This is a genomic window from Paeniglutamicibacter sp. ORCA_105, from assembly GCF_045798545.1.
Lineage (GTDB): Bacteria > Actinomycetota > Actinomycetes > Actinomycetales > Micrococcaceae > Paeniglutamicibacter > Paeniglutamicibacter sulfureus.
In genome coordinates this window covers 38,619-57,802 of the sequence record NZ_JBIXLM010000020.1, presented here as the reverse complement: position 1 = coordinate 57,802, position 19,184 = coordinate 38,619, and the positions used below count along the sequence as shown (strand labels likewise).

Sequence of the window (19,184 nt, the reverse complement as noted above, 5' to 3'; positions counted from 1 at the left end):
CATGAGCGAAGAGAACCCGCAAGCCAAGTCCACCAAAGGCACCGACGACATCCAGTCGGCGCTGGGCATTGAACCGACCGTCACCGGCAACGAACCGGCGACCCATTTTGAAATGATGATCCGGGCCGCGCAGAACGACCCCGCCCTCAACGGCCAGGTCATCGCGACCCTCATGAATTCCGAGGTGTATTTCCTCAGCCGCGAGGAAGTCAGCGGCGAAGCCCGCAACGCCCAGCCCATGGTCCTGCAGAACGCCGCGGGCGAGCCGGTGATTGCCTTGTTCACCCACCTGGCCCGCATCCCCGGCGCCTACATCGATGTCGCCCCGTACGGCGTCCAGGTCCTCGGCGGGACCGTCGTCCGCTCGCTGCAGGACACAGGCTTGGTCATCAACCCCGGTCACGAACTGTGCCTGGAGATCGACGCCGCCGGGGTGAAGACCATTCGCGAGGAATTCAACCTCGACGGAACGCCGAAGGACCCCTCGAAGTAGGGGTCGAGAACACCTCGCGCATCACCCCCGAAACCCGGCCTCCTTTCGCGTTCCGGGAGGTCTAGAGTGGGAGCATGGATTTTGAAGATACGTCGTTGCCCGGCCTCGGTGTCCGTCGCGAAATAATCCTCGCGTCCGGGCGCCGGGTCGGCGTGGTGATCCTGCGTGATGGTTCGATGCAGTTGATCATTTCCCAGCGCGACGACCCCGATGCCTGTGCCGCGTCCATTCCGTTGAGCGTTGAGGAAGCCGGGGCCATCGGCGCCATGCTCGGTGCCCCACAGCTGGTGACACAACTATCGGACCAGCACCGCGACTTGCCCGGTGTCAACACCCAGCAATTCGTGTTGAGCCATGAAAGCCCCTACGTGGACCAGACCCTGGGCGACACCCGCCTGCGGACCCGCACGGGCACCTCTGTTGTCGCCATTTCCCGTAGCGGGAAGGTCTTCCCCTCCCCCGCTCCTGATTTTGAACTCAATGTGGGTGACGTTCTGGTCATTGTCGGAACCGCCGCAGGTTTGGAAAAAGCAGCGCACCTGATCAACAACGGCTAAGGGGAGGTGCGCGGGACATGCACGGCACCGCTCTAATACTCGTTGAGCTCGGCGCCGTCTTCTTGGGGCTTGGCCTGTTGGGGCGCCTGGCGGCAAGATTCGGGATGTCACCGGTTCCCCTGTACCTGCTCGGCGGCCTGCTCTTCGGAAGCGGCGGCGTGGTCAACCTTGCCGGCATCTCAGAGTTCGGGGAGATTGCCAGCGAAATCGGCGTGATCCTGCTACTGCTCATGCTGGGCCTGGAATACACCGCCCGCGAACTTGTCACCGGGCTGAAAGGTTCATGGGTCGCCGGAGTCGTGGACCTGGTCCTGAATTTCACTCCGGGTGCGGCCCTGGCCTTGATCATGGGCTGGGGCGTTACAGGAGCCTTGGTCCTTGGCGGGGTCACCTATGTGTCGTCCTCCGGAATCATTGCCAAGGTGCTCTCCGACTTGGGCAGGTTGGGCAACCGCGAGACGCCGGTGGTGTTGTCCGTGCTGGTGCTCGAGGACCTGGCCATGGCCGTCTACCTGCCGGTGCTCACCGCAACCTTGGCAGGACTCGGATTCCTGGGCGGGCTGCGTGCAGTGGGTATTGCCATGGGCACCATCACGCTGGTGTTGCTGGCCGCCCTGCGCTTCGGGCCGCAGATTTCACGGTTGATCCATTCCTCGGACCGGGAAAATTTCCTGCTTAAGCTCATTGGTGCCGCGCTGCTGGTTGCGGGTCTGGCCTCAGCGTTGCAAGTCTCCGCTGCGGTCGGCGCATTCATGCTCGGTATTGCCATTTCCGGATCAACCGCACATTCGGCCACCAAGGTCCTGGAGCCGCTGCGCGACCTTTTCGCTGCCATGTTCTTCGTGGTCTTCGGCCTGAACACCGATCCATCGAGCATTCCCGCGGTCTTGCCCATGGCCATCTTGTTGGCCATTGTCACCTCGCTGACGAAGGTGGCCACCGGAGTGTGGGCGGCTAAGCGGGCCGGGATCGGGATCCCCGGCCGGGTTCGCGCCGGCGTCGCCTTGATTGCCCGGGGTGAGTTTTCCATTGTCATCGCCGGCCTGGCAGTTGCCTCCGGTGCGGTTACCGGGGAACTTGCCGCCTTGGCAACCGCATACGTCTTGTTGTTGGCGGTATTCGGGCCGGTCGCCGCCCGCCTCGCCGAACCCCTGGCCAGGCCGTTCCTGCCCAAACCCTCGCAGGCGCCCGACGCCGCATTTTGACGCGCGCGACGTTCCCGATTAGGTTTTGGCACCCCACCTTGGGATATGCTGTTTTAGCCCGGGACGCCATTAGGCTTTCCGGAGCTTCGCGGGCGTAGCTCAATGGTAGAGCGCCAGCTTCCCAAGCTGGACACGCGGGTTCGATTCCCGTCGCCCGCTCGCTATGACATTGGGACCCGGCCGGCGGCCGGGTCCCAATGCGTTAAGCGCACCCCCGGTGCGGTGAAGGAACAGCGGAAAGAGGGAATCCAAAGGCTTATGAACGGCGTGCTCTCTGGTTTTGCCGTGGTCTGGACCGTCATTGCCGTGGGGTACTTCGTCGGACGCACGGGTGTCCTGGGAGAAAACGCGCGCTATGTACTGAACCGGCTCACCTTCTTCGTGGCCAGCCCAGCATTGTTGTTCACTACGCTCGCCGATTCGGACCCCGCTTCGGTGCTCGGCCCCTTCCTGGGCGTTGCTGCGATTTCCTCCCTGGCCACCGCCATCGTCTTCGTACTGGTGACCCGGTGGTGGCTGCGGCGCGACCTGACCGAGTCGACCATCGGCGCGATGAGCGCCTCCACCGTGAACTCGGCCAATCTCGGCCTGCCCATTGCCCTCTACGTCCTGGGCGACATGGCCCATGCGGCACCGGTCATCCTGTGGCAGCTGGCCCTGTTCTCCCCGGTATGCCTGGCCATCCTGGACGCCAGCACGTCCAGGCACCGGACCACCGTGTTTTCCATGTTGGTGCAGACACTAAGGAACCCGATGATTGTCGGTTCCCTGGCCGGATTGGTGTGCGCGCTCTTCGATCTGGAACTTCCCCAGCCGCTCGCCGACCCGATAGAGCTGATTGCCGGCGCTTCCATCCCGGCCATGCTCATAGCCTTCGGCATTTCCTTGGTCGGCTCCAAGCCGCTCGAGGCTTCCGGCGGGCGTCGAGCCGATACGCTGTTGGCCACGGGAATGAAATTGTTCTTCCAGCCCGTTGTCGCCTGGATGCTTGCCGTGTGGCTCTTTAGGCTGGACAGCCACGCTGTGTTTGTTGCGGTGATCATGGCCGCCCTGCCCACGGCCCAAAATATCTTCGTGACTGCCTCTCGCTACGAACGCGGCGTCGTGCTGGCCAAGGACACCGTCCTGCTTACCACCATCGTTGCCGTGCCGGCGATGATGCTGGTTCCCCTGCTGTTGACCTGACTTCACCGGACGGCCGGGTCAGAACTTGCCTCGACGCACACGGCAATATGGGGCTTATGCGAGCCCCACCTCCGTGTTAGCGTCAGAGCAAGGTTCATCCTGCCACGGGTGCGGATCCCTATCCCGGGGTGCCGCTCCCCCGTCGGCATGTGAACGATTGTCATCGAAAGGACCGTTTCCATGAAGCGTCAAATTATCGCGCTAATGACCACCGCGTTGCTCGCCTTGACGGTCACCGGCTGCAGCGGCTCCACCGAGCCATCCGGTTCACCGGCCGCCAGCGGAACCGCGACCGGTTTGACCCTCCAACAGGTCCAGGATGCAGGCGTCCTGAAGGTCGGAACCGAGGGGACCTACAAGCCGTTTTCCTTCCACGAGGGCGGAACCGGTCCGCTGACCGGATTCGATGTGGAAATCGTGACGGCCGTAGCCCAGAAGCTGGGTGTGGAGCCACAGTTCGAGGAAACCCAGTTTGACGGGATCTTCGCCGGGCTCGAGGCCGGACGCTTTGACGTCATTGCCAACCAGATTTCCATCACCCCCGCGCGCGAGGCGACGTACGAGTTCTCCAAGCCATATACCGTGAGCACCGGTGTAGTCGTGACCCAGGCGGGGAACACCGATATTGCGTCTTTCGAGGACCTGAAAGGGAAGTCCACCGCACAGTCGCTGACCAGCAACTGGTACCAGCTGACCAAGGATGCCGGGGCGAACGTCCAAGCCGTGGAAGGGTGGGCACAGGCCATCACGCTGCTGAAGCAGGGCCGTGTGGACGCCACTGTCAATGACAAGCTGACCTATCTGGATTCACAGACCACCAAGCAGGACGACGGCATAAAGATCGCCGCCGAAACCGCCGACAAGTCGCTCAGTGCCATGGCCTTCCGCAAGGGTAGCGGCGACCTGGTCGAGGCCGTCGACAAGGCCCTGGATGAACTCGCGGCCGACGGAACGCTCTCGAAGATTTCCCAGAAGTACTTCGGAGCAGACGTCACCAAGTAATTTCCGGCAGTGTCGCGCGCCGCACCCCAGTGGCCCGCGGTTTCACCTTGCGAATGCGAAGGAGTCCTGCCATGGATATTGATTGGCAGTTAGTCGGCGATTCTTTTTGGCCCATAGTGGTGGGTGGACTACGCGGGACCATTCCACTGTCGTTGGCAAGCTTTGCCATCGGCCTGGCGATCGCATTGCTCATGGCACTGATGCGGTTGAGCCGGAATCCAGCGGTCACGTTCATTGCCAAGGCGTATATCTCGGTGATCCGCGGAACCCCGTTGTTGGTGCAGCTCTTCGTCATTTTCTACGGGTTGCCCTCGATCGGGGTCACGCTGGACCCATGGCCCAGCGCCATCATCGCCTTCTCGCTAAACGTGGGCGGGTACGCAGCCGAGGTGATCCGAGCCGCCATCCTCTCGGTCGCCAAGGGCCAGTGGGAGGCCGGATACACCATCGGCATGTCGCGCACCACGACACTGCGCCGGGTGATCCTGCCGCAGGCCGCCAGGGTTTCGGTGCCGCCGTTGTCAAACACCTTCATCTCCCTGGTCAAGGACTCGTCCCTGGCATCGCTGATCCTGGTGACGGAGTTGTTCCGCAACGCCCAGGAAATAGCCGCCTTCAGCCAGCAATTCTTGCTGGTCTATATCGAGGCAGCGTTCGTGTACTGGGTATTCTGTCTTGTGCTCTCCTCCGGCCAGACCAGATTGGAAAGAAGGCTTGACCGCTATGTCGCACACTAACGTCCCCGGTGCACCGGCCCTGTTGAAAGTCCGCGACCTGCAGAAGAGCTTTGGCGACCACCAGGTCCTGAAGTCCATTGACCTGCAGATCGGCAAGGGCCAGGTGCTCGCCTTGATCGGCCCCTCCGGCTCGGGCAAGACGACGGTGTTGCGCTGCCTAAACGGGCTGGAGATCCCCGATGGCGGGGAGGTTGCCTTCAGCGACGGTCCCGCCGTGGTCTTTGCGCCGAAGACAACGCAAAAGCAAGCCCAGGTGTTGCGCACACGCAGCGCCATGGTCTTCCAGAACTACAACCTCTTTCCGCACATGACGGTGCTGGAAAACGTGATTGAAGGGCCGGTCCAGGTCCAGCGCCGCAAGCGTTCCGAGGCCGTCGCCGAAGCCGAATCGCTGCTGGCCAGGGTCGGACTAGACCAGAAGCGCGACCAGTACCCGCACCAGCTGTCCGGCGGGCAGCAGCAGCGGGTGGGCATTGTCCGGGCGCTCGCGCTCAAGCCCTCGTTGTTGCTCTTTGACGAGCCGACCTCCGCGCTGGACCCGGAGCTGGTGGGTGATGTGTTGAAGGTGATCAAGGAATTGGCCGACGAGGGCTGGACCATGGTCCTGGTGACCCATGAGTTGGCTTTTGCCCGGGAGGTCGCAGACGAAGTCGTATTCATGGACCAGGGAGTGGTGATCGAGCGCGGCCACCCCGATGTCGTCTTGCGGGCGCCGCAAAACGAGCGGACCCAGCAATTCGTGCACCGCCTGCTCAACCCGTTCTAAGGGCATGGAGTTTCCGACGCGGGGTTCGGCAACAAAAAGAATTGGCGCGCCCACCACCACGGACACGATCCAGACCGTAGGCTATGGACATGGCCAAGATGACAACAGCCCAGCATGTGGAATCCATCAGCGCAGGTTATGCCTTTGACGGTTTGGCGGTGAATCTGGGGGCGGCACTGGTCGACGGGCAGGTCTTCCCCGAAGCGCAGGTCCGTTTGCCGCTGCGGATGATGAACCGGCACGGATTGGTGGCCGGAGCCACCGGAACCGGCAAGACCATTACCCTGCAATTGATGGCCGAACAGCTTTCCGCCCACGGGGTTCCGGTGTTCCTTGCAGACATCAAGGGGGATCTCACCGGCCTCTCCACACCCGGAACGGCCACGGAAAAACTCACGGAACGCACCGCGTCGGTCGGCATGAAGTGGCAGGCCAAGTCCTTTCCCGTCGAGTACTACGCCCTGGGCGGCGACGGACAGGGAACCCCGATCCGCGCCACGATCTCCTCCTTTGGTCCACTGTTGCTGTCGCGGATCATGGAGTTGAACGAGACCCAGGAATCCTGTCTGCAGCTGATCTTCCACTACGCCGACACCAAGGACCTGGAACTCCACGACCTCAAGGACCTGCGCGCGGTCATCCAACACCTGACCAGCGACGAGGGCAAGGACGAGCTCGAGGGCCTCGGCGGCGTGTCCAAGGCGACCGCCGGCGTCATCCTGCGCGAGCTTGTCACCCTGCAGTCCCAGGGCATGGAGTCCTTCTTCGGCGAACCGGAGTTCGACACCGCAGAGCTCCTGCGACAGGCTCCCGACGGCAGAGGGGTCATCAGCATCCTGGAGCTGCCGACCCTTATGCAAAAGCCGCTGCTCTTTTCCACCTTCATGATCTGGCTGCTGGCGGATCTTTTCTCCGAGCTGCCGGAGGCAGGGGACCCCGAGAAACCCAAGTTGGTCTTCTTCCTTGACGAGGCACACCTGCTCTTCAACGACGCATCCAAGGCATTTTTGACCTCGATCACGTCAACCGTGAGGCTGATCCGCTCCAAGGGCGTCGGCGTCTTCTTCGTAACCCAGACTCCCAAGGACGTTCCCGGCGACGTGCTGGGACAGCTGGCCAACCGGATCCAGCACGCGCTGCGTGCCTTTACCCCTGATGATGCCAAGGCGCTGAAGGCAACCGTCTCCACGTTCCCCACCAGCGAATACGACCTCGACCAGGCACTGACCCAGGCAGGAACCGGCGAAGCGGTGGTTACCGTCATGAACGAAAAGGGCGCGCCCACACCGGTGGCCTGGACTCGCATGTGGAGCCCTGAATCAACCATGGGCCCCTCGTCCCCGGACACGGTATCCGGAATCATCGCTTCCTCGGCCCTGATGCAGGTTTACGGCACGAGCGTGGACCGTGAATCCGCCTACGAGAAGATCAACGGAACCAGCACCGAGGCCACGGCCGCACCGGTGCCCACCGGAGGGTCGGTCGCCGCCAGGGTCCCCGGCCCCGGCCAAAGCCAGGCGGACATCGATGCGGCCGCACGGAACATCGAGGAATCCATCCTTGGACGCCCGTCCTCCCTCCCGAATTCGGCTCCGCAGCCGGGCGCCTCGGACTACACCATGCCCGAACCGCCGGTGGCCACCACGGGTTCCCCGAAGCGGCAGACCAAGGCCCCCGCCCCGGCGCAGAATCCGGACAATCCGCTGCTTGACATGGCTCTACAGGCGGCGAACATTTTTGGCCGGGAGATGCTCCGCGGCATGTTCGGCACCAAGCGGAGGCGTCGCCGCTAGGAAGGGTTGCGCAAACGGCGCAATTTTCCCGGTAGCCTTGGATTCAATGAGCGAACGTTTATCACCCACAAGGGTCGCTGCCATCTGGGCGGCGGCCCTTGTGGTGCTGGCCGTAGTTGCAGTTTCCGTCATCGCCCTGGTGAACCAGAGGGTCTTTGGGCCCGCCCAAATGGTCAAGACACTCCACTCCCACCTCGTCAACGGCGAAGGCGCCCGGGCATTGGGGCTGCTGAATGCCAAGGTGCCACCGGGCAATGCCCTGCTTCTCGACGGGGAGGGCCTGAAGGCGGCCAGTGCCGACATCAAGGATTTCACTGTCGGCGAGCCCGAGGAGATCCCCGGGGCCGAAGACACCGTCAAGGTGGTGGCAAGCTACTCGATCCATGGGGTCGAGCAGCAGACGTCCTACCAGTTGCGGAACGCCGGCAGCCGTTGGATGTTCTTCGATGAGTGGGAATTCATTCCCACGACCCTTCCCACCGTGGCGATCTCGGCAAACACCACCAATGAAGTCGTCGTGAACTCGCGTCCTGCACCGCTGGTCAAGGGCCGGGCCACGGTTCCGGTCTTTGTGCCGGCGGTCATTGACACCAGTTTTGCGACGCCCAATTTCGCGGCTGACTCACGCGGCCTTGCCGTCACCGACTTCGCGAAGAAGGACACTGCCGTGAAGTTGCGGACCCAACCCACCAAGAAATTGCAGGACGAGGTCAACAAGCAAATCAATGCATACCTCGATGGCTGCGCCGAGCAGCAGGTACTCATGCCTGCGGGCTGCCCCATGAGCTACTCCACCACGGCGCGGGTGCAGTCGGACTCCATCCACTGGAGCATCCTGGGCTACCCGCCCGCCGAGATCGTTTCCTTTGACGGCGGCTGGGCCCTGCGCCCGCTGACGGTCAAGGTCCGCCTGGAACTCACCGAGCAGGACCTGCGCACCGGCAGGTACACCGAACAGACCATCGACAACGACTTCGGATTCACCGCGTCACTCAGGGCCAACACCACCAAGGTCAGCGTCACCCCCGTCTCCAGCGAGTAACGGCCGCGCTGCCCGGTCCTGCCGCCAGTGGACTACCGTCCGAGCGCGGGGACCAGGGCGCGGGCCCTGGCCCTATGCCGGGCCGGGGACCCGGCTTGCTTGCCAGGGGTCGCCCGCGACCTGCGCACCACCAGGGCAACGGCAATGAGCCCGGCAACCAGGGACAGCACGGCGCCGCTGCCGACCGACCAGCGGGCGCCGAATTCCGTGCCCAGCCAGCCCACCAACGGGGCGCCCAGGGGCGTTCCGCCCTGGACCACCATCATGTAGAGCGCCAGGACGCGCCCGCGGTAGGCCGGATCCACGGAGAGCTGGATCATGGTGTTGGCGCTGTTAAGGAACGTCAGCGAGGCCAGGCCCACCGGCACCATCATGAGCGCGTACCAGAGGAAACTCGGCATGAAGCTGGCGATCAGTGCCGTGGCGCCAAAGCCAACGGCACCACCCAGCAGGTAGCGCATGCGCGGCCTTCCCCGCCGGGCTGCCAGCAGGGCCCCGGCGAGTGTGCCGATGGCCATGATGGTTCCCAGCAAGCCGAATTCCCCGGCACCGACATGGAAGACGTCGGTGGCCATCATGGCGTTGGTGAGCTGGAAGTTCAGGCCGAAGGTGGCCACGACAAAGGCCAGGCCAAAGATCAGCAACAGGTCAGGGCGCTGGCGCACATAGGCCACCCCCTCCCGGATCTGGCCCTTCCGGCGGGCCACCAGGGTGGTGGGCTGGAAGCGCTCCTTGCGCATCTTGGCCAGGGAGAAGATCACCGCACCGAAGCTGGCGGCGTTGATGAGGAATGCCGGTCCGGTCCCGAAGACGGCGATCAGCATCCCGGCGACGCCGGGGCCGGCCAGCCGGGCCAGGTTGAACGAGGCGCTGTTCAACGCCACGGCGTTGGGCAAGTCGCTTGTCGGGACCAGTTCCGAGACAAAGGCCTGGCGGGCAGGGGCGTCGAAGGCGCTTGCCACGCCCAGGCCGAGGGCCAGCAGGTAGACATGCCAGAGCTCGGCCGACCCCGTGAGCACCAGCAGGCCCAGCAGCACGGCAAAGAAGCCCATGGCCGATTGGGTGATCAGCAGCAGCTTGCGCTTGTCCATGCGGTCCGCAAGCACCCCGGCAAACGGGCCAAGGAGGAGGATGGGGAGGAATTGCAGGCCGGTGGTGATGCCGACGGCGGTGCCGTCGTGGTCGGTCAGGATGGTGAGCACCAGCCAGTCCTGGGCCACGCGTTGCATCCAGGTGCCGATGTTCGAGACCAGGGCACCGGCGGTCCATAGGCGGTAGTTAGGGTTTTTCAGGGCGCTGAACATCCGGCTCACTTGGCGCTCATTTCCTGCAGCAGGGCGGCTGCCCGTGCCAGTGTCGCCCGGTCCTCGGCACCGAGTGTTTCCACGCGGCGCGCCAGCCAGGCGGTGCGCTGGCTGCGGGCCGCTTGGAGAGCGGCCTTGCCCTCGGCGGTGGTGGCGACCAGCACCTGGCGCCCATCGTGCTCGCTGGCCGTGCGGGTGACCAGCCCCGCCTCCAGCAGGGACCTCACGATGCGTGTCATGGACGGGGCGGCGATCTGTTCGCGGGCGGCCAGCTCGCCGATGGTGTGCTGCTCGTTTCCCAGGCCCGCGAGCACCGAATACTGGGCGGGGGTGAGCGTCTCGGAACTGGATTCCAGGCGCAGGCGGCGGGATGTCTTCATCACGGCCACCCGTAGTTCGGCGGCCAGGTCGCCGGTGCCGCCGGCATCGGCGGGGGTTGTTGGTGCGGGTTTCGGGGCGTTGTTGGTTACGTTCACTTGATCCGGGCGAGCCACGGACCCTCCTTCAATGCGCCGGGCGACCCGGCGTCTTTGGTTTCGACCTCGTTAGTTTCTTTAGCATTGCTAACGATACGCGGGCCGAATTTTCCCCGCCATGACGCGCCTCACCGAAGGCGTGTCGGAGCGGGTGAGATGCCCCACCTTCGCCGCCATCCCCAGACGGCACGAGGCCCGTCCCCCGGAAAGGGAACGAGCCTCGTGCAGTGGACGTGGGGCTGCCGGTTAGGTGTCCAGGCCGCGCAGGTCCAGGACCAGCTCGCTTTCGCCCTCGGCATCCAGGACCACCGGGATGCCCCAGTCCTGCTGGTAAAGGTGGCAGGCGGCGTGCATCGGGATCTCGCCGCCGGGCTCGCCGTCGCAGGCGGCCGCGCGGGCTGTGATGTGCAGGACGCCCTCGAGGACCTCGGGGTTCAACTCCAGGGTCCGGGTCAATCCGGTCGAGGTGCCGCCGCCGGACAGCAGCAGCTCCTCCGGGGAGGACGAGATCTTCAGCTGGGTGGGATCGCCCCAGCGGTCATCGAGCTTCTGGCCCTTGGGTGCGGAGAAGCGGACCGTCAGTGCGTGCTCCCCCGCAGTGACCTTGGTCTTGGGGCGCTGGGTCTGGCTAGCACCCTCGTCAACGACCAGTGCCTCGGCAGGCAACGGCAGGCGCACCAGCTGGTGGCTGTTGGTCTCCACGACCAGCAGCACCGGTTCACCGTCCACCGAGGTGTCGAGCTGCACGTCCGCGGGCTCGTTGAGCCCGCGGGCCAGGGTGCTGACGGTGGCGGTTGAGGGGTCGTAGCGGCGCACCGCGCCGTTGTAGGTGTCGGCGATGGCGATCGAGCCGTCGGGCAGCGCAGCAACGCCCAGCGGGTGCTGCAGGCGGGCCGCCTCGGCGGCGCCGTCGCGGAACCCGAAGTCAAAGAGCCCGGCGCCGATGGCGGTCTCGACGGCGGCGACGGAGCCGTCCTCGGCCAGCACCAGGCGGCGCAGCGCGGAGGTCTCCGAGTCGGCCACCCAGATGTTTTCCGCCTTGTCCAGGGCCAGGCCCGAGGACTGGGCGAACCAGCTCTCCGAGGCCGCGCCGTCGGTCAGCCCCTCCAGCCCGGTGCCGGCGAAGACCGACAGTGCCGAAGTCTGGGGGTTGAAGGCGAAGATCTGGTGGGTTCCGGCCATCGCGATGATGACGGAGTCGGTCTTGGGGCTCCACAGCACGTCCCACGGGGAGGACAGCGAGGTGTTCAGCGGGTCGCTGCCCAGGTCGCTGAGCCAGGCCTCTTCGTTGTCCTCGCCGACTTCCGAGCGCGCCTGTTCGGCGTCGAGCAGGCGCTGGATGCCGTTGCCTGCCAGCGTGGTGACGACGCCGGTGTCAAGGTTCAGCCCGCGCAGGCGGTGGTTGACGGTGTCTGCGATGACCGCGTGGTAGCCCAGGGCCGCGGCGCGATCGGCCGGGAGCAGAGCCAGCCCCTGGGGCTCGTTGAACTGCGCGGTTTGGGCGTCGCCGTCGGCAAAGCCCTTGGTCCCGGAGCCGAAGGTGCGCACCACGGTGGACAGGTCGTTGCCCAGTTCCACGATGCGGTGGTGGCCGGAGTCGCCGACGAGGAAGTTCCCGTTTTCCAGGGCAACCGCCTTGCCGGGGAAGCGCAGGTCGCCCTCGCGCGCCGGGGGCGCCACGTAGGGGCCGGTGCCGCGGTGCAGGGTGCCCTTGGCGTCGTGCTCGGCGATGAGCTCCTCGACCAGGGATTCCAATCCGCTGGCGTGGCCCTCGCCCGAGAGGTGGGCGACGATGTAGCCCTCGGGGTCAACGACCACCAGGGTCGGCCAGGCGCGGGCGGCATACGCCTGCCAGGTGACCAGTTCCGGGTCATCGAGCACCGGGTGCTGGATTTCGTAGCGTTCCACCGCAGCTGCCAGCGCCACAGGGTCGGCCTCGTATTCGAACTTCGGGGAGTGCACGCCCACGGTCACCAGGACATTGGAGTACTTGGCCTCCAACGGGCGCAGCTCGTCCAGCACGTGCAGGCAGTTGATGCAGCAGAACGTCCAGAAGTCCAGGATCGTGATCTTGCCGCGGAAGTCCTCAAGGGACAGCTGCTTCCCGCCGGTGTTCAGCCAATTGCGGCCGACCAGTTCGGAGGCGCGGACCTTGTAGGAGGTGCGCACGGATTCGGTTCCGGCGTTTGTGGACGCTGTCATGTGGGGGTACTCCTCGGCTTGTCGGCTGACACTGTGCTGGATTCAATTATCCCGGTTTGCTGCCGGGAGCGGGACATCATGACCTGATGCGACGAACCCGGGTCCGGGACCGTCGCCAGGTGCCTCCTGGACGGGAAGCGCGGGCTGCTAGCCCGCCTGGGCGAGTGCGGCGTTGAGGATCTCGGCAGCCATCTGGCTGAACTCGGGCGCCTCGAGGCCGTCGGCGGCGATGAAGGACACCATTGCCACGTGGTCCCCCTTGGACTTGATCAACACCAGGGCCTGCTGCCGCATTCCCTGGCCCGGCGTGCCGCGCGTCCAAGCGATGGCCGAGTCCGCCGCGCCGGCCTTAAGCTGCGGCTTGGAGGTCTTGAAGGGAACGGTCTCGGTTTCCTGGTGCATGGTCACCGACTTGCACTCGGTCAGCATGGCCAGCACGGTGGCGTAGTGCGCCTCCAGGGCCGCCTTGTCGGTGATCTCGGCAACCTCGACGGAACCGGTGGCGGCGATCTTTTCGGTCAGGAAGTCGGTGCGCGCCCCCTCGCCGCCCATTTGCAGCGGCGACCAGTTCAGCGACTCGATGACGTCCCCGCACTGCGTGGGCAGCACGGCAACCGAACCCCGGTTTTCCTCCGGTGACTTCTTCAGGTCGGCGAGTTCGGTTCCGGAGATCACCCGGGCCTGGTCGAAGCCCAGCCGTGCGGCCATGGAGATTCCCGAGGCCACCGACAGCCCAGAGACGTCCAGCTCCGTCGCCGCGGATGGTGCCGCGGGGGAAGCGGCTGCGGATCCACCGGTGACGGGGGCGTGACCCTCGGGCAGTTCAACGGCCTGCGGGGATCCGGCACATCCGGCCAGCAACAGGCCCATTGACATGCTCAGGGCAAGGGTGCGCAGCGCACCCATCTTGGTCCTAGCGGCCACGGCGCGCAATCTCCTCGTCTCGCTTTTTCAATTGGGCAAACATGTCGTTGTAGGCGTTCAGTTCCGCTTCGTTGTCCCGGTCGGCCTGCCGGTCCTTGCGCTTGGATTCCTTGGAATCGTCCCGGTTCCAGGACACCATGACGCCCAGGGCCAGCAGCAGTGTGGGGATCTCGCCGATCCCCCACATGGCCCCGGCGCCCAGCCGTTGGTCCTCCAGCGCGTCCTCGCCCCAGCTGCGTCCCATGTTGCCGAACCAGTCGGCCTGCATCAGCGAGGTGGAGCTCATGATGGAGACCCCGTAGAAGGCATGGAAGCTCATGGTCGCCAGCAGGATCACCAGGCGCAGCGGGTAGGGCGCACGGCGCGGCACCGGGTCGGTGCCGATCATGGACAGGGCAAAGAGGTAACCGGTGATCAGGAAGTGCACGTTCATCAGTTCGTGGCCCACGTGGTTGCGCAGGGCGAAGCCGAAGATGTCGGTGCCGTAGAAGATGATGATCGATCCGGCGAAGTTGGCGGCGGCGAAGATCGGGTTGGTGACCAACGCCGAGAACTTCGAGTGGACCAGCACCAGGATCCATTCGCGCGGTCCGCGGGTGCCGTCGGAGCGCGAGGGCAGTGCCTTCAGCGCGAGGGTGACCGGCGAGCCGATCACCATGAACAAGGGTGCGACCATGGTCATGGCCATGTGGTCGACCATGTGCACGGAGAAGAGGATCTTGCCGTACACGGCCAGGGCGCCGGAGGTGAAGTAGAACAGGCAGACCAGGCCCACCAGCCAGGAGATCGTGAGCAGGACCGACCACTTGTCGCCGCGGCGGCGCACCTTCACCACCGCCCACAGGTAGGCGACAGCCAGGAAAATAACAATGGCGATCCAGAGCCAGTCGAAGCGCCAGACCTCCAGCCAGCTGTCGCTGGTGAGCTCGGGGGGAAGTTCGTATCCGGTCAGCAGCCGGGCGGGGGTCGGCAGTTCCGGCGGCGTATCGGGAGTGGGGGGTGCGGTGCGGGCCAGCACCGTCGCCAGTGCCATGACGGCGGCCATCACGATGGTTTCGGCAGCCACCACCAGCCAGGCGGCGCGCGTGGCCTCCAACCTTCCGGCCCGCAGTGCAGGGATCACCCGGCTGCGGTGGGCAAGGCCCAGCGCCCCCAGGGCCAGGGTCGCGACGGCCTTGGCAATCACGATCAAGCCGTAGGGGGTCATCCACTGGTTCCAGTCGGTGATACGGATGGTGGCGTTCACGACGCCGGAACCCGCGACCAGGACGATGGAGATGGTGGCCAATGCCGAGAAACGCTGCAGCACGGTGCCGGCCAGGATCGGCCGGGTGCCCGAATGGCGCCCCGGGGCCTTGGAGGCCAGCAGCGGTGCCAGGGCGGCCAGCACGACGATGCCGCCGAACCAGAGGCACACGCCCACCAGGTGCAGCATGATCGAGTTGACCGCGCCCCAGTGGTCATCGCCGCCCGCGGCGTGTCCGATCAGCGACATCGGGAGGACTCCGGCCAGGGAGAAGACGGCGGTGGCACCCACCCATGACGGGGACCTCACGCCAAAGGCCAGCGATGAGGTGATCGCGGCGATCACGATCATCCAGGCCCATGCCCGGCCCACGGAAATATTCAGCACGTAGTCGAGCATCGCGGATGTGTAGCTCGGGTCGGTGCTCATGGGCTTGCCCACGAGGTCCCAGAAAGTGAAGACCAGCACCGCCGCCGCGGAAACCGTCCAGAGCAATCCGGCGGCGGCCGCCAGGTTCATGGTGCGGGCAAAGGCCGGGTGGACTTCGCCGCCATCGGTGTCCTGTTCGCCCGGTGCAGGGCGTTTGGGCTTGGTGGAACGCGGCAGGATGGTTGCGGCAAAGACCAGGGCGGCCACGGTAATGGCCATCGAGGAGTGGTGCAGCGCCTTGGCCGCAGGCAGGGCCCACCGAACCAATGGACCGGGGTCACCCAGCTCGCTGGCCGTTGCGGTGCCGGCAAAGTAGCTGGCGGCGACGAGCACCAGCACGCCGACCAGCAGCGCCGGAAGGGTCAACAGGGGCCAAAGCGGCCCCGTGGGGGTCGCCGCCTGCGCCCGGGAGGCCGTGGCCTGCGTGTTCCGTGACTTGTTCACAATGTCCTTTCAGCGTCCTGCCGCTTCATTCTCCCACCGATTGGCAGAAGCCGAGGGACCAGGGTGGCCTGTGCCACCCCGGGCCCCCGGCCGCTGCCCGGTATGTGCGGTTCCGGTACCGCGTCGCCGGCTACCTGTTTTGTCGGCGGACCTTGAGCAGCACCAGGACGATCATGCCGATGCCGGCAAGTGCGAGGATGGTCCAGATGAGGCCGGTGGGCATGCCGGCCAGGGGCTGGCTGTCCTCGGAATCCTCTGTGGCCTCAGGTGCTGGTGCTGCCGCCGGCGGGCTGGCGTTCGCGCCCTCGGGTGCGGAGCTGGCGACCTCCGCGGGGTCGTTGATCTCGAAGTCAATGTCCTTGGCGATCGGGTGGCCGTCGGAGGACACCACGCGGGCCACCAGCGTGTAGCTGCCGTTGGTCAACGGGGCCTCCGGGGTCACTGTGACGTCTCGGCGGTCGATGTTGAATGTGGTCCCGACCTTTTGCCCGTCCGCCGCTTTCAGTTCGAGAATCGTGCCGATCTTCTTGATGTCACCGCTGAAAGTGAGCACGAGTGAAGTTGGTGCGCTCTTCAGCACGTCGCCGGAGGCAGGGGTCGAAGAGATCAGTTCGTCGTGCGCCTGGGCACTTGAGACCCCAATGAAGGTCATCAGGCACAGCAGCACTGCAGCGAAGATGACGCCAATTCGGGTAGCCGTTCGTGGGGTTTGGATTGCATCGGTCATGGGTCTTGTGATCCTGTCCTTCGCGGCAGCTATGCGCCGCGCTTGTGGTCTGGGGCTTTTACGAGAATGCGAAAGCGGGACCACCGGGAGGACCTCGGCGATGCAAAGCAGGACGCAACACGTCCCTGAGGACCGGGGGCTGGTAGGCGACACCGCACAACGGCTGCTTGCCGCGTACGGACGGCAGGCCGCCAATGAAGAGGATTCGTCGCAGCACGCATAGGGACACTGCCTCGGTAAAAGCACGAACCGCCATTTCGCCCCGGCGCAGGGCGGCAATGGTCAGCAGGGCAGCGACCATGTGTGCGACGGGCATCAACCAGGGATTGGAGGAATCACCAGTGCCTGCGCTTGCCAATGACGGGCCGACGACCAGATCCATTTCGTGTGCCGCATGTCCTGCGAGGCCGGTGGATTCATGGAGCAGTCCGGAGGGCTGGTGTTGGTGCCCGAAGAGGGCGAAGGCCCCATGGTAGGCACCCTGGCTCAACGCCACGGCCAGGCCGGTGCGCAGCAACGAGATCCCGCTGGAGGACAACGCCGTGCAGATGACCGCGCTGATGCAGAGCAAGAGGCCAAGGATCGGCAGCGGCGGCAGGGCACCGTCGACCAGGGTGTGGGAGGCAGCAGCAAGGCAGGTGCATAGAAGTGCACCAATCCAGCCACGCAGTATGCGCAGGCCTTGATTCTTCATGCCGTGATTCCTCCGCTAGGGAATTCCGAGGTCTTGCCTACAAGTACCAGCAGACATTCTACGGGTTTCTACTGTACGTAGAACCCGGATTTCGCCGAGGGCTCCCGTTAACGCCAAACCGCCCCCTGGCACCCGGTCAGTGGACCGAGGCAGGAGGCGGTTTGAAAGCTGTTGCGCGGGGCGCAGACTACTTGCCGGTGACGGCAGCTTTCAGCTTCGAGCCAGCGGTCAGCTTGACCGAGTGGCCGGCCGGAATCTGGATGGCTTCGCCGGTCTGCGGGTTGCGGCCGGTGCGTGCTGCACGGTCGGTGCGCTCAACTGCGAGCCATCCCGGGATCGAGACCTTCTCGCCCTTGGAAATCTGGGAAACGAATACGTCGAACACTGCATCCAAAACACCGTTGACGGCTACCTGGGAGTTGCCGGTCTTCTCGGCGACAGCTGCAACAAGTTCACTACGGTTCATAGCCAAAGTATGTCCTCCTGGACTTCTCTTCCCGCCCGGTATCGGCGCGGGTCGCCTCGCGTTCGCGGGGACTTCTGTGTGAGAACTTACCAAATCTTCCTGCGCAAAACGCCCGAATTGGGCCGAATTCCCGGGAAATTTTTGAACTTTGGCAGGTTTTTCGCTGTCAGCGGTAGATTTTTCCCCAAAAGAGAGACGAACAGCACGCTTGGGCCCCGAGAGGGCTTCAAGCAGGTCTGCCACCCCCAGCGACCGTTTACTGTCCTTCCGCCGACCAATTTCCGGTGTGGTTTGACCCGCTGGATCGAATCACGGGCGATACCAGGCCTTAGCCGAGCAGGGAATTTCCGGTGGCGGATTCGGCCGCGAACCAGATGGTTTTCGCCGCGTCCCGATTCGTTGTGATTGATGCGGGCCTGGACAATGTTGGGCCACCCTTGACCCAACCCCGCGGACCGTAAAACACAGGTCCCGGTAGCTCGAACACCTTGGGGTCCAGGGACGCCCGAACAATGGGCCAGGCACCGCGGTCCTTGCCCTGGGTGAAGGGTGCCTGGAGCGTATCGCCGGTTCGCTTCAGAATGCCTGGCTCGTTGATTCCGGCAACAGCGGGGGTGCGACCGGAAATCGAATAGCCGGGATGCGCGCTCAGTGCACGGATGCTGCTCGACGCCAGCTGGAGTCGTCGATCGAGCTCGAAGGCAAAGGACTGGACCATGATCTTGGATTGCGCGTAGGCACGCCACGGCGAATAGTTTTCCAGCAACTGCGGATCGTCAAGGTGCGGGCGAACCAGCCGTGTCGACAACGATCCAAGTGTCACCACCCGGGCAGCGCCTGCCCGTTCCAATGCAGGCAGAAGTCCGGCGACCAGGGCAAAGTGGCCGAAGTAGTTTGTCGCTGCCACCAGTTCCAGTCCGTCCACGCTGCTCCGGCGCGTGCGCGGAGTGTGGACCATGCCGGCGTTGGCAATCAGGACATCCAGATGCGAGAGACCGTTGAGCATCTTGGCCATGTTGGCCACGGAATCGAGGCTGGATACATCGAGCTCGACGGTGCGAAGATTTGCGTTGGGCACCCTGGCCCGGATGGCCTTGGCAGCGATTTCGGCTTTGCCGGTGTTGCGGCACGCCATGATGACCTCGGCGCCGCGCTGGGCGAGCTGGAGGCTGCTCCAGAATCCGATGCCGGCATTCGCTCCGGTAACCAGAATCCGCATCCCCGATGCATCGCCGGCCTCGCGCTGCGCCTCGGTATCCATCAGTGGGGCGGCCCGGTTCGGGTTTGCATCTGTGGTTTGATTCTTGCTCATGATTTCCAAAGCTACAGCCTGCCTTCCATTCGGCCCGCGTTGCGGCTTGGTTGATGCCGCCCACCCTCTCCTCGGCGCAGGGGGGGCAACAACTTGAAAGTCCCGACCACAGGTCCTGCAATCCCCACCATTGTTCTTCGTTGCTCCGTTGTCTTGGCCTCGATAGTGTTGGTAACGAAC

Annotated in this window: 18 protein-coding genes and 1 tRNA gene; 10 read left to right on the top strand and 9 right to left on the bottom strand. The window is 64.7% G+C overall.

Features of this window, described 5'->3' with window-relative positions; genetic code table 11:
- Nucleotide 1: 1 nt before the first annotated feature.
- The 10 genes from ACIPUB_RS11550 to ACIPUB_RS11505 all read left to right on the top strand — a co-directional run bounded on the left by ACIPUB_RS11550 (nt 2) and on the right by ACIPUB_RS11505 (nt 8,780).
- On the top strand, nt 2-493 hold the full coding sequence (locus ACIPUB_RS11550; RefSeq protein ID WP_407607498.1) for an SseB family protein: 492 nt from the start codon (nt 2-4) through the stop codon (nt 491-493).
- A 74-nt stretch (nt 494-567) separates the two neighbouring features.
- The gene (locus ACIPUB_RS11545; protein WP_302264888.1) at nt 568-1,050 is read left to right on the top strand and encodes a cation:proton antiporter regulatory subunit; all 483 of its coding nucleotides are present in this window, start codon (nt 568-570) and stop codon (nt 1,048-1,050) included.
- 17 nt (nt 1,051-1,067) lie between these two features.
- Entirely contained in the window at nt 1,068-2,255 is a 1,188-nt protein-coding gene (locus ACIPUB_RS11540; protein WP_407607497.1) for a cation:proton antiporter, read from the top strand.
- A gap of 88 nt (nt 2,256-2,343) precedes the next feature.
- Nucleotides 2,344-2,414: transfer RNA gene (locus ACIPUB_RS11535), tRNA-Gly, on the top strand.
- A 99-nt stretch (nt 2,415-2,513) separates the two neighbouring features.
- On the top strand, nt 2,514-3,440 hold the full coding sequence (locus ACIPUB_RS11530; protein WP_407607496.1) for an AEC family transporter: 927 nt from the start codon (nt 2,514-2,516) through the stop codon (nt 3,438-3,440).
- Between the two features lie 180 nt (nt 3,441-3,620).
- The gene (locus tag ACIPUB_RS11525) at nt 3,621-4,442 is read left to right on the top strand and encodes an amino acid ABC transporter substrate-binding protein (protein ID WP_407607495.1); all 822 of its coding nucleotides are present in this window, start codon (nt 3,621-3,623) and stop codon (nt 4,440-4,442) included.
- 71 nt (nt 4,443-4,513) lie between these two features.
- Nucleotides 4,514-5,179, top strand: a complete 666-nt coding sequence (locus tag ACIPUB_RS11520; protein WP_407607494.1) for an amino acid ABC transporter permease — start codon at nt 4,514-4,516, stop codon at nt 5,177-5,179.
- Nucleotides 5,166-5,945, top strand: coding sequence for an amino acid ABC transporter ATP-binding protein (locus ACIPUB_RS11515; RefSeq protein ID WP_407607493.1), 780 nt, complete (start codon nt 5,166-5,168; stop codon nt 5,943-5,945). Before ACIPUB_RS11520 ends, ACIPUB_RS11515 begins: the two co-directional genes overlap by 14 nt.
- Nucleotides 5,946-6,028: 83 nt before the next feature.
- A complete protein-coding gene (locus ACIPUB_RS11510; RefSeq protein WP_407607492.1) occupies nt 6,029-7,738 on the top strand; it encodes a helicase HerA-like domain-containing protein in 1,710 nt (569 codons plus the stop codon).
- A gap of 46 nt (nt 7,739-7,784) precedes the next feature.
- On the top strand, nt 7,785-8,780 hold the full coding sequence (locus ACIPUB_RS11505) for a hypothetical protein (protein WP_407607491.1): 996 nt from the start codon (nt 7,785-7,787) through the stop codon (nt 8,778-8,780).
- A gap of 32 nt (nt 8,781-8,812) precedes the next feature.
- Here ACIPUB_RS11505 and ACIPUB_RS11500 read toward each other — a convergent pair whose 3' ends face one another.
- From ACIPUB_RS11500 to ACIPUB_RS11460, 9 genes are all read right to left on the bottom strand, one after another.
- Nucleotides 8,813-10,084 (bottom strand): MFS transporter, encoded by a 1,272-nt coding sequence (locus ACIPUB_RS11500; protein ID WP_407607519.1) that lies wholly within the window; start codon nt 10,082-10,084, stop codon nt 8,813-8,815.
- A gap of 5 nt (nt 10,085-10,089) precedes the next feature.
- Nucleotides 10,090-10,578 carry a MarR family winged helix-turn-helix transcriptional regulator gene (locus ACIPUB_RS11495; protein WP_407607490.1) on the bottom strand — a complete coding sequence of 163 codons (489 nt, stop codon included), beginning with the start codon at nt 10,576-10,578 and terminating at the stop codon, nt 10,090-10,092.
- Between the two features lie 228 nt (nt 10,579-10,806).
- Nucleotides 10,807-12,762 carry an NHL domain-containing thioredoxin family protein gene (locus tag ACIPUB_RS11490; RefSeq protein ID WP_407607489.1) on the bottom strand — a complete coding sequence of 652 codons (1,956 nt, stop codon included), beginning with the start codon at nt 12,760-12,762 and terminating at the stop codon, nt 10,807-10,809.
- 147 nt (nt 12,763-12,909) lie between these two features.
- A complete protein-coding gene (locus ACIPUB_RS11485; protein WP_407607488.1) occupies nt 12,910-13,686 on the bottom strand; it encodes a hypothetical protein in 777 nt (258 codons plus the stop codon).
- On the bottom strand, nt 13,676-15,805 hold the full coding sequence (locus ACIPUB_RS11480; protein ID WP_407607487.1) for a cytochrome c oxidase assembly protein: 2,130 nt from the start codon (nt 15,803-15,805) through the stop codon (nt 13,676-13,678). Before ACIPUB_RS11480 ends, ACIPUB_RS11485 begins: the two co-directional genes overlap by 11 nt.
- A gap of 130 nt (nt 15,806-15,935) precedes the next feature.
- A complete protein-coding gene (locus ACIPUB_RS11475; RefSeq protein ID WP_407607486.1) occupies nt 15,936-16,532 on the bottom strand; it encodes a copper resistance protein CopC in 597 nt (198 codons plus the stop codon).
- Between the two features lie 58 nt (nt 16,533-16,590).
- Nucleotides 16,591-17,226 carry a hypothetical protein gene (locus tag ACIPUB_RS11470; protein ID WP_407607485.1) on the bottom strand — a complete coding sequence of 212 codons (636 nt, stop codon included), beginning with the start codon at nt 17,224-17,226 and terminating at the stop codon, nt 16,591-16,593.
- A 187-nt stretch (nt 17,227-17,413) separates the two neighbouring features.
- Entirely contained in the window at nt 17,414-17,698 is a 285-nt protein-coding gene (locus ACIPUB_RS11465) for an HU family DNA-binding protein (protein WP_071212675.1), read from the bottom strand.
- 322 nt (nt 17,699-18,020) lie between these two features.
- On the bottom strand, nt 18,021-19,004 hold the full coding sequence (locus ACIPUB_RS11460; RefSeq protein ID WP_407607484.1) for an SDR family NAD(P)-dependent oxidoreductase: 984 nt from the start codon (nt 19,002-19,004) through the stop codon (nt 18,021-18,023).
- Nucleotides 19,005-19,184: the final 180 nt, after the last annotated feature.